16 protein-coding genes are annotated in these 15337 nt (G+C 42.1%); 7 read left to right on the top strand and 9 right to left on the bottom strand.

Translation table 11 applies throughout. The features are described 5' to 3' along the window. Window position 1: 1 nt before the first annotated feature. The 4 genes from ACWQ4X_RS01050 to ACWQ4X_RS01035 form a co-directional block, all read right to left on the bottom strand. Complete coding sequence (locus ACWQ4X_RS01050) at window positions 2–181, bottom strand: hypothetical protein (protein WP_457902469.1); 180 nt, start codon at window positions 179–181, stop codon at window positions 2–4. Window positions 182–477: 296 nt separating this feature from the next. Further along, window positions 478–660, bottom strand: coding sequence for a hypothetical protein (locus tag ACWQ4X_RS01045; RefSeq protein ID WP_142769680.1), 183 nt, complete (start codon window positions 658–660; stop codon window positions 478–480). A gap of 211 nt (window positions 661–871) precedes the next feature. Continuing rightward, entirely contained in the window at window positions 872–1105 is a 234-nt protein-coding gene (locus tag ACWQ4X_RS01040) for a hypothetical protein (protein WP_457902403.1), read from the bottom strand. A 252-nt stretch (window positions 1106–1357) separates the two neighbouring features. Continuing rightward, complete coding sequence (locus tag ACWQ4X_RS01035; protein ID WP_100242768.1) at window positions 1358–2056, bottom strand: DsbA family oxidoreductase; 699 nt, start codon at window positions 2054–2056, stop codon at window positions 1358–1360. A 236-nt stretch (window positions 2057–2292) separates the two neighbouring features. Here ACWQ4X_RS01035 and ACWQ4X_RS01030 point away from each other — a divergent pair, with 236 nt between their 5' ends. The 4 genes from ACWQ4X_RS01030 to ACWQ4X_RS01015 all read left to right on the top strand — a co-directional run bounded on the left by ACWQ4X_RS01030 (window position 2293) and on the right by ACWQ4X_RS01015 (window position 5502). Then, window positions 2293–2808 (top strand): hypothetical protein, encoded by a 516-nt coding sequence (locus ACWQ4X_RS01030; protein WP_457902402.1) that lies wholly within the window; start codon window positions 2293–2295, stop codon window positions 2806–2808. A 127-nt stretch (window positions 2809–2935) separates the two neighbouring features. Next, window positions 2936–3688 (top strand): hypothetical protein, encoded by a 753-nt coding sequence (locus ACWQ4X_RS01025; protein WP_457902401.1) that lies wholly within the window; start codon window positions 2936–2938, stop codon window positions 3686–3688. Window positions 3689–3782: 94 nt separating this feature from the next. Beyond that, on the top strand, window positions 3783–4055 hold the full coding sequence (locus ACWQ4X_RS01020; RefSeq protein ID WP_100242766.1) for a hypothetical protein: 273 nt from the start codon (window positions 3783–3785) through the stop codon (window positions 4053–4055). Window positions 4056–4134: 79 nt separating this feature from the next. Then, the gene (locus tag ACWQ4X_RS01015) at window positions 4135–5502 is read left to right on the top strand and encodes an 8-oxoguanine deaminase (protein ID WP_457902400.1); all 1368 of its coding nucleotides are present in this window, start codon (window positions 4135–4137) and stop codon (window positions 5500–5502) included. 55 nt (window positions 5503–5557) lie between these two features. Here ACWQ4X_RS01015 and ACWQ4X_RS01010 read toward each other — a convergent pair whose 3' ends face one another. The 4 genes from ACWQ4X_RS01010 to fadB form a co-directional block, all read right to left on the bottom strand. After that, window positions 5558–6256, bottom strand: a complete 699-nt coding sequence (locus ACWQ4X_RS01010; RefSeq protein ID WP_457902399.1) for a hypothetical protein — start codon at window positions 6254–6256, stop codon at window positions 5558–5560. Window positions 6257–6478: 222 nt separating this feature from the next. Further along, window positions 6479–7852: an antiviral reverse transcriptase Drt2 gene (drt2, locus tag ACWQ4X_RS01005; RefSeq protein ID WP_457902398.1), complete on the bottom strand. Its 1374-nt coding sequence runs from the start codon at window positions 7850–7852 to the stop codon at window positions 6479–6481. Between the two features lie 421 nt (window positions 7853–8273). Further along, window positions 8274–9446 carry an acetyl-CoA C-acyltransferase FadA gene (gene fadA, locus ACWQ4X_RS01000; protein ID WP_142769675.1) on the bottom strand — a complete coding sequence of 391 codons (1173 nt, stop codon included), beginning with the start codon at window positions 9444–9446 and terminating at the stop codon, window positions 8274–8276. A gap of 12 nt (window positions 9447–9458) precedes the next feature. Further along, a complete protein-coding gene (gene fadB, locus ACWQ4X_RS00995; RefSeq protein ID WP_457902397.1) occupies window positions 9459–11612 on the bottom strand; it encodes a fatty acid oxidation complex subunit alpha FadB in 2154 nt (717 codons plus the stop codon). Window positions 11613–12281: 669 nt separating this feature from the next. Between fadB and lpxO the strand changes: the two genes are divergently transcribed. Together lpxO and ACWQ4X_RS00985 are read left to right on the top strand one after the other, a co-directional pair. After that, complete coding sequence (lpxO, locus tag ACWQ4X_RS00990) at window positions 12282–13196, top strand: lipid A hydroxylase LpxO (protein ID WP_100242760.1); 915 nt, start codon at window positions 12282–12284, stop codon at window positions 13194–13196. Between the two features lie 114 nt (window positions 13197–13310). Continuing rightward, a complete protein-coding gene (locus ACWQ4X_RS00985; protein WP_457902396.1) occupies window positions 13311–13721 on the top strand; it encodes a PH domain-containing protein in 411 nt (136 codons plus the stop codon). Between the two features lie 62 nt (window positions 13722–13783). On the opposite strand, the gene ACWQ4X_RS00980 is transcribed toward ACWQ4X_RS00985, so the two are convergent. Then, a complete protein-coding gene (locus ACWQ4X_RS00980) occupies window positions 13784–14785 on the bottom strand; it encodes a zinc-binding alcohol dehydrogenase family protein (protein WP_457902395.1) in 1002 nt (333 codons plus the stop codon). Between the two features lie 103 nt (window positions 14786–14888). Between ACWQ4X_RS00980 and ACWQ4X_RS00975 the strand changes: the two genes are divergently transcribed. Beyond that, the gene (locus ACWQ4X_RS00975) at window positions 14889–15278 is read left to right on the top strand and encodes a winged helix-turn-helix transcriptional regulator (protein WP_142769671.1); all 390 of its coding nucleotides are present in this window, start codon (window positions 14889–14891) and stop codon (window positions 15276–15278) included. Window positions 15279–15337: the final 59 nt, after the last annotated feature.

Genomic DNA, 15337 nt, shown 5'->3' with positions numbered 1-15337 from the left:
TTTAAAGATGCTGTTGTGCCTGTTCCAAATAACTCGCCAAAACAATATTGGCGGCTATTTCTAATAATTTGTATTCCGTAGAGGTATGTTGCGGATAACGTTCTGCCATCGCAATCAATTCATCTAAATTGATCGTTTGTGGTGTAACTTTTCCTTGAATGAGTGCTTGAATATCTTGCATGTGCATGAAATTTAACTCTTGATTCAATGACCTAGATATTTTGATTATATGGATTTATATGAAAAAAACATGAAATTTTTTGTCATATTTGACGCATTTTTATTTGAATATGACATTTATTTAAAATTTTAGCTGAAAAATATTCGTAACAATTCATTTTGACTCCGTGAAGCCGAACTAAACATTATCAAGATGAACGCTAGCGTGTGTCGTTGAACGACTTGAGTCCTTGTAAAGCTAGAATAAAAAAATAGCCCCAAAGGGGCTATTTTGTTGAGCATCTCAAACGCTAAGTTTTATGCCGCGTCTTTTGCAGGTGCAGAAGTATCTTGCGCCGTATGTTCAGATGGCGTTGCTGTAGAGGTTTGGGCTTTGCTCTCTGGTTGCACAGGGAAGTTGGGTACGAATACCACTTGAGCAGACACTTGAGCTGAGATTGCAAATGCGGCAATAGCCAAAATAGATTTCATGATAGACATAAAAATCACCTTGAGGAGAGATTATCCAAAATGGATAGGGAGAAATAACAACCAAGCTATGCTATCAAAAAACAATCAATTTTGGCGGGTTAAAAGATGACTGATCAGTTAATTTATTGTTATAAATCAATATTATAGAGTTTTTGCTCTAAGATTGCCTTGGGGCTAAGGCAATCTAGCGAATGAAAAAAAATTTTGAAAAATAAACAGTTTAACGGGTTCGGGTTTGATGTTTTTGATACATTTTACTGCTGATAATGCCGAGTACAGCGCCTGAAAAAGGGCTGAGTTTAGGCACAAAACGTCCTGCAATGGCTCCCATAATTGCACCGGTTAAGGCGGGTGAAATTTTGGATTTTCGGGATTTGCTTTGTGATCGTGCACGGCTTAAATCGGGTTTAGTTTCGGATACAGCTGTTTGTTCTGAGTTCTGTTGCATATTCATATCGACCTCATGTCAAAGTGCGGTAACAAGAATGAGGTTTTAGCCTAGCCGAGCAGAATGTAAGCCGTGTTGGCTTCCTGTGTCATCCGCATAGGGCTTCTGCAATAGAAGCGTGATGTTATTTGAGCGAAATGTATGTTCGGTAGGGATTCGGTTGCCACGTCGGTTGAAATCAGGCTTGCAGAACGACAGGCAAAAAAAATCTCCTGCATTGCAGGAGATTTTGATGATCCAGCATTTAGAGATGGAGACTTATTGGTTTGGTTCAGAGCTCGAGTCGCATTGACCGTCAACATCACATTGATCTGCTTCAGTTGCCTGTGCAGTTTCAACCGCTTTGTCGAGGACTTGTAAGAATACTTCACGCGGCTGTGCGCCCGCCAAAGCAATGCGTTGATCAAATACAAAGAATGGTACGCCAGTCACCTTGAGCTGATCGCGCGCAACTTCCTGATCGAACTTCACGAAATCGGCGTATTCATCTGAGTTGAGGACATCCTCAACTTCCACAGGGTTGAGTCCGATACGTGCAGCCACATCTTCTACAGTTTCACGTTCACCAATTGGCAGACCTTGAGTCATATAGCTGTAAAAGAAGGCTTCTTTGGCATCTGAGCCTAAGCCTTTGCTTTGTGCCAAATGGATAATACGGTGGGCATTGAAGGTATTGCCTGAATTGGCATTTTCCCAGTTGAATTCAATGCCTTCTTCTTTCGCCATAGCTGCGATATTGCGTTGCATTTCTTCCACTTCTGCCAGTGTGCGACCATATTTCTGCGCCAGACGTTCTGAATTGGAAATTTCTTGGCGTGCAGGTGCTTCTGGATCGAGTTCAAAACTGTGCCAATGCACTTCGAGTTCTACACCCGCCTGTTCAGCTGCTGCTTCTAAACGTTTTTTACCGATATAGCAAAAAGGGCAGACTACATCAGACCAGATATCAACGCGCATGGAATTTCTCAAAAAGTAAAAATAGCAATGCTAAAAACAATGGGGGTGAATTGCAGAATTTAAAGCAGCAAGCATGAAAAAGTCAGCGGAATGCGGGGCAATGGTTTGATGGATGACAGGTTCACCCTGACCGTTTATCTGACAAGCATGCTGCATAAAGCTTGAAAAATATACAATAAAGGAGACGTCATCATTTGAAATGACCGAACTCTTCTTTGCTTTGTTGGGATGCTGTTATGGCGATTGTGAAGTTTCTCCCCGTGCTAGCTCTAATGTTGTGCTGTAGTACCCAACTGGCGTCTGCCAATGGTGAAATTGTATCCTTACCGACCTTTAAAAGCATGGCGGAGTCCGAACTTCGCGCCGAAGCGGGTGTGATTCCTTATCAGCAGGATGAAAATATTCGTAAAGCCTTACAGCATCGGATTATTCAGTTGCAGGGAGATACGCAGGCATTTGTGGTGGATCCGACTATCACGCAAAATTTGGAAGTTTTGGCACCTGCTCCTGAGCCTGCACTGGATACGCTGCCACCTCTGCTACGTGAGCATGTGTTGAATATTGCTTCGGGTTTGCAGTCCTCCGATCCAACCGAAGGCCTGTACATTATGTTGCAGCCTTTTGGCATTGATCGGGGTGCATCCAATGTGCAACTGATTCGTGAACAGATTTCGATAGGGCAAATTGATTTTAACTCACAGCCTGTTTTGCCGCAGAATATGAGTTTGCCTCAAGCCACGCCTTTGAAATAGTGTGCAGACCACGCTTGCTGCAGATCTTTCATCTACGCAACGGTATGTATGATAGCGTTAACATGTTGCAATATTCAGCAACAGGCAATCTTTGCTATGATGGAAAAAAGGGGAGTCGGAGCGAATCATGCCACGTATCTTTCTGATTTTAGGCTTAGCCACTGCTGCCGTGTTTGGTGGGTTATTTTATCAATATCATGTGCAACAACAAGAAAGTGCACAATTGGAGCAATATCAAAAGGTTTTATATGAAAAAACCGACCTGATTTATGCGCAAGCCAAAGACTGGAACACACCCATTGAAGTGGATGTCAGCGACCCGCGTTTACACGGGGATTATGAGGTCATGGCAAATTTTGTCCTGAGCCAAATGATTCAAAGTGCCGAAGCACGTAATGCCTATTTGCGTGAATTAAAAGCCATTCATTGGGATGATTTTTTAAATATTCAGCGTTTAAGTAAAGATAAAAAGCAGGACTACCAAGAAACCGACTTAATGTTGCAGCAAGCACATGCCTTGGCGACGGAATATCAAGTCAAAATTGAGCAAGCCCAACAGAATGCCTTGGAACAGGCCAAACAATTACCGATACAATCGCGCTATCGTCAGCAACTGGCTGAAAATTTGCGTGAAAGCGCAAAGCAAAATGAAGCATTGGCTTTATTTGAAATTGAAAAACAGGTGCTGGAAAAAGCCGATCAGATTTTTCTGGTCTTGAAAAATAACCGCTGGGAAAATAAAAACAATACCTTCATGTTTTATGATGATAAGGCATTAAAACAATTTAATACGTTGTATCAAGAGGTTGTGAAACTGAACAGTCAGATGCAACAGATCCAGCAACAAAATCGGAAAGCCCTGCAAGAAAAGCATGATTAAGTGGTGGCTCGCATTGTCATGTAACTTAAAGATAACTGCGTTAAGTTGAAGCTGTTGAACACATTCACGCATCAGATTTAAAGCAGGTACAGCAATGAAAACCATTCAGGTCTTTGATGATATTCAACAGGTGTATGCAGAGTTTTTAGAAAATAAAGCCTATCCCAAACTCGAAAGTTTAAGTAACTGGGGCAAAAACCGCTTCTTCTTTAGTCAGTATTTCCGCTTGATTGAGGACTGGCATCATACCGAACAAATTGTGATTGAGTTTAATCGTCAGTATTTCAGCCTAGATACAGGCAATGCCCCTGATTTTATGGACAAAGAGAAATACATGGCGTGGTTGATGGAAGAGCTGTTGCACTAGGCGAAAGCCTCTAGTTTTTGACTGGATGGTCTGCTTTTTGCTTGTTTGAGTTTCCCATATGGATGAAATCAAACTTTGCATGACAACGCTTACTCACTCAAGAATTTGGATTAAACAACCGCTGGCGATTTTTACAGGCAATCAACTGGATGCCCGCAATGGGCTGGTAATTCAAGATCAGAAAATTGTCGAGGTACTTGGTCAAGATCAACTGCCAAGCCTGCCGTGTGATGAGGTTTTTGATGCCAAAGATTTGGTGATTATTCCAGGCTTGATCAATAGCCATCACCACTTTTACCAAACCCTGACCCGCGCTTGGGCACCTGTGGTCAATGTGCCTTTATTTCCTTGGCTGGTGAACTTGTATCCTGTCTGGGCAAAACTGAATCCTGAACAACTGCATTTGGCGACCCAAGTGGCGTTAGCTGAATTGTTGCTTTCGGGCTGTACCTTTGCCGCGGATCATCATTATTTATTCCCGCAGCAACTGACCGATGCCATCGATATCCAAGTACACGCGGCACAGCAATTGGGCATGCGGGTGATGCTGACGCGTGGCTCAATGAGTTTGGGTCAGGAACAGGGTGGTTTACCGCCGCAACATACAGTACAAGCCATGGACACCATTCTGCAAGACAGCGAACGGCTGGTGCAGCGCTATCATCAACGTGGTGCAGAGGCGATGGTCAATATTGCGCTGGCGCCGTGTTCGCCTTTTTCGGTCACGCCTGAAATTATGCGTGAAAGTGCGCAACTTGCCGAACAGCTGGATGTGCGATTGCATACCCATTTGGCCGAAACCCTTGATGAAGAAGCCTTCTGTTTAGAGAAATTTGGCATGCGTACCGTGGACTATCTGGAAAGTGTCGGTTGGTTAAATGCACGCACATGGTTGGCGCATGGTATCCATTTTAATGTCGATGAAATTCAACGTTTGGGTCAGGCTGGGGTCGGCATTTGCCATTGTCCACATTCGAATATGCGCTTGGCTTCGGGTATTTGCCCGACACTGGATTTAATCCAGGCAGGTGCCACAATTGGTCTGGGGGTTGATGGTTCTGCCTCAGGTGATGCCTCGAACTTAATTTTAGAGGCACGCCAAGCCTTGTATTTACAGCGTTTGAAATATGGGGCAGAGCAGATTACGCCTGAACTGGCACTGAGTTGGGGAACGCAAGGTTCGGCACAGTTATTGGGACGTGGTCAGGATTTGGGACAGTTGGCACTCAACTTTCAGGCAGATTTGGCGTGCTATAAGCTGGATGATCTGAAGTTTTCAGGCAGTCATGACCCGATTGCCGCTTTACTGTTATGTGGTGCCGACAAAGCGGAACATGTGATGGTCGCAGGGCAATGGCAAGTCAAAGCAGGACAAATTCAAGGACTGGATTTGGAAGAATTGCAATTCAAGCATCGCGCCGCGGCAAAGGCATTATTGGCGGCTTGATGTGCATTGCTGAAAAGAAGTCCATGCCTTGCTGCATGGACTTCATCGCTTGAGATTAATCAAAGATTTTTTCGGCAGCCTGAAATGGCAGGCTAATCACATCAATGGCAACAGCAAAGGGCAGCAGCACCAGTTTTTCAAAAGGATTCAGGCTGGATTTGGACTGATAGCTTTCTTCCTGATAGCTATAAATACTGACCTGATACGGCTTGCTCAGTGGTTTTAAGCTGTTCAGATTATTTGCAGCAGGGTAAACCACACCAGTTAAAGGAATATCGAAACAGAAACGCTGTGCCAGCATACGTTCATCACTGACAGTTGAACATTCTTTTGCGCCATTTTCGATAAAGAATTCGAGGTCTTTTTTACTGATGTCTTCTTTGAGTTTGATATAAGACAGCGGTAGTGTACCTGTGAAATGACCATCATTTTTTGCTGAATAGAAATCGAGAGCTTTGGTCATTTGAATATTTTTTGGATCGAGTTTAGTGATGAGCGTGACAAACTGAGCACCGCCTTGAGTCAAGATGTAGCTATTCTTTTGCCCTGCAATGACCAAGCTGTTGGCAGGTAGGGTGGTGAGTACTTGGGCGGGTTTACCGAATGCAACCACTTGATCTTCCACTAAAGTAACTTTGTTGGAGCGAGTATAGGTTTTATTGTCTTTGGTGATGAGGGTTTTGGTGGCACAGCCTGTAAAAAGTGTTGCTATTACGCCTACACCAATGAGGGTTTTAACTGGTGATGAAAACATCCGTCACTCCGAATCATTAAGAAATTATAAAGCTGATTTTTTATTGTTGTTAAGCCTATCATTAAAAGATTCAAAGGATTGTAAAAGCTTTTATCTCTTATTTTTTATATAGTCATTGATTCATAATGGAAATTTTCTTTTTTTAGTGTCAATTTAGGTCATGTAATTTGTATATAGAGCTGATTTAAAAAGTTAAAGATCAAATGTTACGGGATTAAAATACTACTTTGTTTTACATTCAATACAGTCATAGAGTTCCATATTAATTTGTTCATGTTTATCCAGATGGCTTTGGATTTTTGACCAATGGGGTTGTATTTGTCTTTTTATGGCTGGCTCATTCATGATACGTGATGCTTTTAGTGCATAACTAATATAGTTTCTCGAGCCGATAAATGAGAAGCGTCTATAGATATGTTTTTTATGTATAGGAAGTGGAGATTCTCCACGTCTGATTCGTGCAATATTGATTCTTCTAAGTTTCTTATTAGTCATTTTGACAGCTTTCATGACTTTATGTGAATATTTAGCTAACCCACTATCTCGTAATAAAATTTTATTGCCATCATAAGTAAAACCAAGGTATTGGAGAGGCTCTCTACTCATATGGGATTTGTTATATACATGTAAGCCATCTTGAAAATAAACTCGCCTTGTTTTATCGGGGTGAATTTGGACTTTCAATAGTTTTATTCTTTTTTCTGTCTCTAGAGCAATTTTCATTCCTAGATCAGAATCACAGATTATTAGAATGTCATCACAATATCTGTAATATGAAGCATTTAATTTTGACAAATAGATTTTTATATTCTTATCAAAATCCAACATGTATATATTAGATAAAAAAGCACTTATAGCTGATCCTTGAGGAATTCCTTTATTTTCATTTTCTTTGATAATTAAATTATTTTTTCTAATCTTATTTCTGAAATCATGGCTTGAACATAGTCTTTTTAAATCTTTATGACTTCGATTTAGTGATAACCCTAAAGATTGATAGATATCTTTCTTACATACATAAGAGAATTTTGTAATAGATTTAAAGACTTGATAGTGATCTTTAGGAAGCTCTTCTAAGTTTAAAACTTTTAGCCATGCTTTTTTTAGAATTTGATGGTCAAGTTCATCGAAGAAACTTTTAATATCGAAACATAATGCTACGCAGTTTTGTCTTAGCTTTATTTCATCAAAAACCTTCTTTGCAAAATCAATATTATTAGGAGCATGAGGAAGTTTCCTAAAAGCTAAAATACTATCTGTCAAATTTGATGACTCAAGTAATCTCTCGTAATTTGGTGTTAGTAACGCGGCATAGTAAGCATAGATGTGTCCATCAATATGAGCAGAATATTTAATTGGACGAATTTTAGGTTCTTTCTTTTCAATAAGAATTTTCTTTTTGCCATTTACGATCTTAAAACCATTTTTCTTAATTTTTCTTGAGCTTAATTCAAAGTGTATGAAAGGATAAAAGGCATGTTTTTCAATGTTTTTAGGATTTAAAACGTATTTATAAACTTGTTCAGGCGAGAGAGGATAATCGAAATGTAAATACTTTTTTTGGCGTTCTTTGAAAAATAGGTGATCAATAATCATTATTAGAAAACTCAAGGAAAGGCTGACGATAATCCTCGTAGTACACACTCCATTCTAAGAACAGAGTCCCTTGAGCATACCCAAGTACCCACAATTACGTACCCTCTAGAAGAAAAACTCCTACACCGTCTTTAGATCGCGAAAGGATTATACTATGAGAAGCATTGATTACATTCTGTGGAGTTCAATATACATTATCTGTAGTTGGTTCCAAACAGTTTGTATTGTTTCACCAGAAGCACTAGAAATAGTTCTAATACTGAGTGGTGCAATACTTGACAACAGATTACCTTCCCCATGTCCTACAACATGGGCATAATCAATATACTGAATCCAATTTTAAATCTCAAATATTTGTTTAATTTATAAAAAAACCCCGCAATAGGCGGGGTTTCTTTTTATCTTAGAATTTAATTAAACATTAAACACGTTCGATAATAGTCGCGATACCTTGACCAAGACCGATACACATGGTCGCAAGACCAATTTGCGTATCTTTCTGTTCCATCACGTTTAACAACGTTGTGGTAATACGTGCACCAGAACAACCCAATGGGTGACCCAACGCAATCGCACCACCATTCAAGTTAATCATGTCTTGCTTGTCATAAATGCCTAAGCCTTTCATCACTGATAAGCCTTGAGCAGCAAATGCTTCGTTTAACTCGATGGTTTGGATATCCGCCATCGTTAAACCAGCACGCTTAAGCGCTTTTTGCGTTGCAGGAACAGGACCGTAACCCATGATTGCTGCATCACAACCTGCAACCGCCATAGAACGAATGACAGCGCGTGGCTTAAGACCTAAAGCTTGAGCACGTTCAGCAGACATCAACAACATTGCAGATGCACCGTCAGAAAGCGCAGAAGAAGTTGCCGCAGTAACCGAACCACCTTTAGGGTCGAATACAGGCTTTAACGATTGGAATGCTTCAAGGTTAGCATCTGCACGAATCACTTCATCGATGTCGCATAGGATTTTGAAACCATTGGCATCATGACCTTCAACACCAATAATTTCGTTTTTGAAACGACCTTCTTGCGTCGCAGCCCAAGCACGACGGTGAGATTCAACACCGAACGCATCTTGTTCTTCACGGGTAATCCCGTTCATGCGACCTAACATTTCAGCAGTTAAGCCCATCATGTTCGATGCTTTTGCATAGTGTTTAGATGCTTCAGGGTTCAGGTCGATGCCGTGCATCATACCGACGTGACCCATGTGCTCTACACCACCAATGATGAAGATGTCACCTTGGTTGGTTGCAATCTGTGCAGCAGCCGTGTGAAGTGCTTGCATAGAAGAACCACAAAGACGGTTTACCGTTTGACCTGCAACAGTTTTAGGAAGATCTGCCAATAAACCAATGTTACGAGCAATGTTCATACCTTGCTCTAAAGTTTGGTTTACACAGCCCCAAATGAGGTCTTCAACTTCGTTAACATCAAACTGGTTACGAGCAACGAGTGCACGAACCAATTCAGCCGATAAGCTGTCAGCACGTACATTGCGGAACATACCGTTTTTGGTTTTACCCATTGCTGAACGTACGCCATCAACGATGACAACGTCACGTGGATTTAAAGTAGCCATTCACGTTGCTCCTTAACCGTAGAATTTTTTGTTGTTAGCAGCCATGTCACGCAACATTTGTGGCGCTTCATAAGCCTTACCTAAGTGTGCATATTTGTCACAAAGCGCAACGTATTCAGCAACACCTGTTTGGTCGATGTAACGGCATGGACCACCACGGAATGGAGGGAAGCCTACACCCATAATCATCGCCATATCCGCTTCAGAAGCAGTTGCAACAATGTTGTCTTCCAAGCAACGAACAGTTTCGTTACAGAAAGCAAGCATCATGCGGTCAATGATTTCTTGAGGGTCGAATTCGTGTTTCTCGGCAGTTGCCACAGACGCCACAAGTTCATAAGCCACTGGATCAACAGTTTTGGCTTTCTTGCCTTTCTTATCCAGTACGTATTGGTAGAAACCAACATCGTTCTTTTGACCAAGACGTTTGTTTTCGTACATGGTTAAAGTTGCGCCTTTGAAGTCTGGCTTCATGCGGTCAGGGAAACCTTCTGCCATCACTTCCGCACCGTGTACGCCTGTGTCGATACCGACAACGTCGATGAGGTAAGCAGGACCCATCGGCCAGCCGAATTTTTCCATCACTTTGTCAACTTGTTGGAAGTCCGCACCATCTTTAAGCAGAAGGTCAAACGCACCAAAGTAAGGGAACAATACGCGGTTTACCAAGAAGCCTGGGCAGTCGTTGACCACGATTGGTGTTTTACCCATTTTCTGAGCAAGTACCACAGTCGTTGCAATCGCTTCAGCAGACGTCTTCTCACCACGAATCACTTCAACCAATGGCATCATGTGAACTGGGTTAAAGAAGTGCATACCTACGAAGTTTTCAGGACGTTGTAAGTTTTCAGCCAAACGCGTGATTGAAATCGTAGATGTGTTCGATGCGATGATCGTGTTTTCACGAACATTTTTCTCGGTTTCAGCCAGTACGATACCCTTAACTTTAGGGTTCTCAGTCACGGCTTCAATCACGATGTCCACTTCTTTAAACTCGTCATAGCTTAAAGTCGGGCGGATGCGCGCAAGTGTTTCACCCATTTGAGCAGGCTTCATTTTCTTGCGTTCAACTTGTTTGGTCAGTAAGCCGTTGGCTTCTTTCATGCCCAAAGCAAGTTGTGGATTACCAATGTCTTTCATGATGATTGGTGTGCCTTTGCTTGCCGCTTGGTAAGCAATACCACCACCCATGATACCCGCGCCTAGAACCGCTGCTTGGTTAACAGGGTGAGCACCTTTTTCATATTTTTTCGAAGTTTTCTTCACCACTTGGTCATTGATGAATAAACCAATCAATGCACCAGCTTGTGGAGTAACGGCTGCTTTGGCAAAGCCTTCAGCTTCCGCTTTTAATGCGTCATTACGTGGAAGGCTTGCACCTGCTTGTAATGAATCCAACAGGAGTTTTGGTGCAGGGTATTGCGCTGGGTTTGCTTTCGCAAGAACCGCACCTTTCGCCGTGTTGAACGCCATCATTTGTTCAAGTTGGTTTAACTTCACTGGGTCAAGTTTTTCTTGGCGTTTAGCTTTCCAGTCTACGCGACCAGCAAGCGCTTGTTTTACCAAGTCAATTGCCGCATCTTGAAGTTTGTCTGCCGCAACGACTGCGTCTACAGCACCATCTTTTAATGCAGCAGCAGGCTTTTTCGGTGCAGCCATTGCCATCCATTCAACCGCATTGTCGATACCAATCACACGGCTTAAACGCACGGTACCACCAAAACCAGGGAAGATCCCGAGTTTGATTTCTGGTAAGCCCACTTGCGCTTGATCAGACATGACACGGTAGTCACAGACCAAACACATTTCAAAACCACCGCCCAATGCCATACCATTGATTGCAGCAACTTTAGGAATATCTAAATCTTCAAAGCTGTTGAAGATGTCATGTACTGGCATTGCCCAGTCGATAATCGCTTTTTCACCTTGTGCGAAGTTTTCACCAAATTCTGTGATGTCTGCACCAACGATGAAAGTAGATTTACCTGAAGTAACGACCAAGCCTTTTACAGAGCTGTCTGCTTTTACAGCAGCAATAGCAGCTTTAAAATCTTCAATCGTTGCACGGTTAAATTTGTTGACCGACTCACCTTGTAAGTCAAAGCGGAATTCTGCAATTCCGTCCGAAAGCATTTGGACGGTAATGGCATTGCCAGCGTGGATCATGCCTGATCTCCTTTATTTTGGAGGACTTCTAAGTTGATGTTTTGAAGCGTGTTCGCTTGTTCTGCGCACATGAATGCTTCGCTAATCTTACGATAACTATATCCAAAAAGAACATAACAAGTTGTATCAAGCAGTGACGCAATGGTCATCAATTTTAATTTCCTTTACAGCAAAAATTATTGAAGAAAAAAGTGTGTTAAAAACCGTTCAATAAGATGCTTCTGTTTTTTATCAAAAAATTGTAATAGTTCTGCGCTTGTTATGTCTGATGGAGAATAAAAAACCACCGCTTCTCACTATGCGGTTTGTGTCAAAAAAGTCAATTGTATTTTGGAAGTTTCCAGTAATTTGTCTATTGTTGGGTGAACTAAGCAGTTGATGCTGTTAGAGGATAAGTGGATCAGTGAGGGTGCATCAACAGACCATTTTTCACTTGTAGGGAAGCTTGATTTTATAACCGATACCTACGCAGGAAAGGCAGACATTTGACTGAGATGACTACGGGAAAATTCAAAGTAAAATTCAGGTGTTTCGGCATTACAGGGTGAGGGTTTATCTGGATGGTATGAAAAAAACGGAGAGATTTGATAGAATTTCGCCAAAATTAATGTCTAGACCCATGATCATGCTGCAAAGTGTGATCATCAGAAGCAATGAAAAGAGTGCTGTATGATTAAGTGGATTATCTTGGCGATTTTTGTGATTTCAGCGTTATATATCCAAAATCGCGGTAAAGTGCGTCATTCTTTTTACCGTCAATTTTTTGACCATTCAACCCTATTGGCGCCAATTAACTTTTTGATGTACCTGTTTTCCAAGGTGCCCAATCAGCCCTATATTGAAACCCAATATTTTAAAGATTTGAAAGTCTTGGATGAAAACTGGGAAATGATTCGAGATGAAGCCAAAGCCTTGTATGAACGCGGCGGTATTAAAGCATCTAGCAGTTATGATGATCTTGGATTTAACTCTTTTTTCAAAACAGGCTGGAAGCGTTTTTATCTGAAATGGTATGACTCGGCACATCCATCGGCAGCAGAATTGTGCCCGAAAACGACTGAATTGTTAAAGACCTTGCCGAGCATTAAAGCGGCGATGTTTACCGAACTGGCACCTGATAGCCGTTTGGTGCGGCACCGTGACCCTTATGCAGGTTCATTGCGTTACCATTTAGGTTTAATCACACCGAATGATGATCGTTGTTTTATTGATGTCGATGGGCAACGTTATTCATGGCGCGATGGTGAAAGCGTGGTGTTTGATGAAACCTACATTCATTATGCCGAGAATAAAACCGATCAAAATCGCATTATTTTCTTTGCCGATGTCGAGCGTCCACTCAAGACTGGCTTGATGCAAAAATTTAATCACTGGTTTGGTAAAAATGTGATGACGGCTGCTAGCTCACCGAATGAAACAGGCGACCAAACGGGTGGCTTGAACAAGGTATTTGGCTATGTATATCAGTTACGTTTAAAAGCCAAAGAATTAAAGAAAACCAATCGTCAGTTGTACTATTTCTTAAAATGGTTCCTGATGTTGGGTATTTTCTTCCTGATCTTTGTGCGTCCTTATGTCTTCTAAGCATTAATCGAATTTAAACGTCCTGCGGGACGTTTTTTTCTGTCTAAAATTCAACAGGACACGATCTTACAGCGGTGGGATTTTTGTGTAAGATAAGCACAAATGGGGGAGAATATGCAAAAATTTCGTTCAAAAAAAGATTGGTGGATTTTAGGTTTTATCATTGCCATGACGGGCTTGCTGATTCAATTATTACTGACCATGTATGCCAAAGGCACTATGGCGCAATATCCAGTACACACCCTAACTTATGTGCTCACCATTGCAGTGTTGTGGTGGCCCGTATGGAACACGCAATATCGAGTTGAAGCAGATCAACTGATTATCACCTGTATGTTTCTATCCTGGAAAATTCCCTTATCAAGCATTCAACAGGTGAGTCCAAGTACGAATTCGGTTTCATCGCCTGCATTGTCCTTGGATCGTCTCCGTATCGACTATCTTAAGGAAGGTAAAGCCAAATTTGTACTGGTTTCACCCAAAGATAAAACGGCTTTTTGTCAGGCTCTACAACAACCCTCTTAATTCATTCATTTCAGTCTGCCATGCAAAGCCCTCATTCTTTTCAGTACGAGGGCTTTTGTTAATTAGAAGCCTTCAAGCACCAGTTTACCTTGGGTGCGTTCCGATTCAATTGCATGGTGCGCTTGACGAATATTGGCAGCATTAATACTGCCCATGACCTGATTCAAGGTGGTTTTAATTTTCCCTGTTTCAATCAGTTGCGCGACTTGTTGCAGCAGATGGGCCTGTGCAGACATATCCACGGTTTGGAACATGGAGCGGGTAAACATAAATTCCCAATGCACTGCCACCGATTTCCGTTTAAACAGATTAATGTCCAACTGTTCAGGGTCATCAATCAGACCAAACCGTCCTTGTGGGGCAATCAGTTCTGCAATTTGAGTCAGATAACTGCCTGTATGCGTGGTGGAAAATACATAGCGCGGCGCGCTTAAGCCTTGTGCCTGAATTTGTTCAGCCAAAGACTGGCGATGATCCAACACTACATCTGCCCCCAACTGTTTTACCCAAGCCTGCGTTTCAGGGCGCGAGGCGGTAGCAATGATTTTGAGTTGGGTTTTGGCTTTCAGTAATTGAATTGCCATAGAACCGACACCACCTGCACCACCAATAATCAGGATCGATTCATTTTCGTGATCATGCTGTTGTACTTGCAAACGATCAAACAGCATTTCCCAAGCGGTAATACTGGTGAGGGGTAAGGCTGCTGCTTCGGCAAAGGACAGATTTTGTGGTTTCAGGCTGATAATGCGTTCATCCACCACATGAAATTCGGCATTGGTGCCTGCTTTGGTCAAGTCACCCGCATACCAGACCTGATCACCCACTTTAAAGTGTTCTACTTCTGGACCCACGTCGACCACTTCGCCTGCGGCATCCCAACCCAAGACCTTAACTTGTCCCTGTTCAGGGGAGACGCGAGTACGGATTTTACAATCGACAGGATTGACCGAAACCGCTTGAACTGCCACCAAGACTTCTCTGTTTTTTGGCGTTGGTACGGGTAGTTCAACATCTTGTAGTTGCTCGGCATCACCGGCCTGTAAATATCCAACAGCTTTCATATTTTTAATCTCAGATTGGTTTATGATTAAAATCTTAGCGTAGTTTTAAATTGAGTCTATACGGTTAAATTTCGCATATAGTGTAGAAAAGGATACTATTGAAATGAGTAAAGCAAAGCATTCACGCTTTAATTGCAGTCCAGGGTGTGCGGTGGAAGCTGCCATTGGCATTCTGGATGGGAAGTGGAAAAGTATTATTTTATGGCATTTATTGACCGAACATACGCTACGTTTTAGTGAAATTCGTAAACGGATTCCGAACGTGACGCAACGCATGCTAACCAATCAACTGCGTGAATTAGAAGAAGATGGCATTATTCACCGCCAAGTCTATCCTCAGGTGCCACCCAAGGTGGAATATAGTTTGACGCCTTTGGGCCTGAGTTTACGAGAGATTTTAATGGCGCTAAAAGCATGGGGCGATGAGCACATGGATTTGTATGGACAAGTCAAACAAGAGCAGCCACCAGAAAAATTAACCCTAGAGCTGTAAATGAATAACGCACAATGGATGGAGCAGGGCGGCTTGAAAAAGTTGCTTTGCACATCCAC

The sequence above is a fragment of the Acinetobacter sp. NigerLNRRAM0016 genome, from assembly GCF_054112845.1.
Note: the sequence above shows the minus strand (reverse complement) of the source record. Positions and strands in the feature narration are given on the sequence as shown.

Coding starts and splice junctions, on each gene's coding strand:
- ACWQ4X_RS01050 (WP_457902469.1), bottom strand. CDS start 181: ATGCAAGATATTCAAGCACTCATTCAAGGAAAAGTTACACCACAAACG.
- ACWQ4X_RS01045 (WP_142769680.1), bottom strand. CDS start 660: ATGTCTATCATGAAATCTATTTTGGCTATTGCCGCATTTGCAATCTCA.
- ACWQ4X_RS01040 (WP_457902403.1), bottom strand. CDS start 1,105: ATGAATATGCAACAGAACTCAGAACAAACAGCTGTATCCGAAACTAAA.
- ACWQ4X_RS01035 (WP_100242768.1), bottom strand. CDS start 2,056: ATGCGCGTTGATATCTGGTCTGATGTAGTCTGCCCTTTTTGCTATATC.
- ACWQ4X_RS01030 (WP_457902402.1), top strand. CDS start 2,293: ATGGCGATTGTGAAGTTTCTCCCCGTGCTAGCTCTAATGTTGTGCTGT.
- ACWQ4X_RS01025 (WP_457902401.1), top strand. CDS start 2,936: ATGCCACGTATCTTTCTGATTTTAGGCTTAGCCACTGCTGCCGTGTTT.
- ACWQ4X_RS01020 (WP_100242766.1), top strand. CDS start 3,783: ATGAAAACCATTCAGGTCTTTGATGATATTCAACAGGTGTATGCAGAG.
- ACWQ4X_RS01015 (WP_457902400.1), top strand. CDS start 4,135: ATGACAACGCTTACTCACTCAAGAATTTGGATTAAACAACCGCTGGCG.
- ACWQ4X_RS01010 (WP_457902399.1), bottom strand. CDS start 6,256: ATGTTTTCATCACCAGTTAAAACCCTCATTGGTGTAGGCGTAATAGCA.
- drt2 (WP_457902398.1), bottom strand. CDS start 7,852: ATGATTATTGATCACCTATTTTTCAAAGAACGCCAAAAAAAGTATTTA.
- fadA (WP_142769675.1), bottom strand. CDS start 9,446: ATGGCTACTTTAAATCCACGTGACGTTGTCATCGTTGATGGCGTACGT.
- fadB (WP_457902397.1), bottom strand. CDS start 11,612: ATGATCCACGCTGGCAATGCCATTACCGTCCAAATGCTTTCGGACGGA.
- lpxO (WP_100242760.1), top strand. CDS start 12,282: ATGATTAAGTGGATTATCTTGGCGATTTTTGTGATTTCAGCGTTATAT.
- ACWQ4X_RS00985 (WP_457902396.1), top strand. CDS start 13,311: ATGCAAAAATTTCGTTCAAAAAAAGATTGGTGGATTTTAGGTTTTATC.
- ACWQ4X_RS00980 (WP_457902395.1), bottom strand. CDS start 14,785: ATGAAAGCTGTTGGATATTTACAGGCCGGTGATGCCGAGCAACTACAA.
- ACWQ4X_RS00975 (WP_142769671.1), top strand. CDS start 14,889: ATGAGTAAAGCAAAGCATTCACGCTTTAATTGCAGTCCAGGGTGTGCG.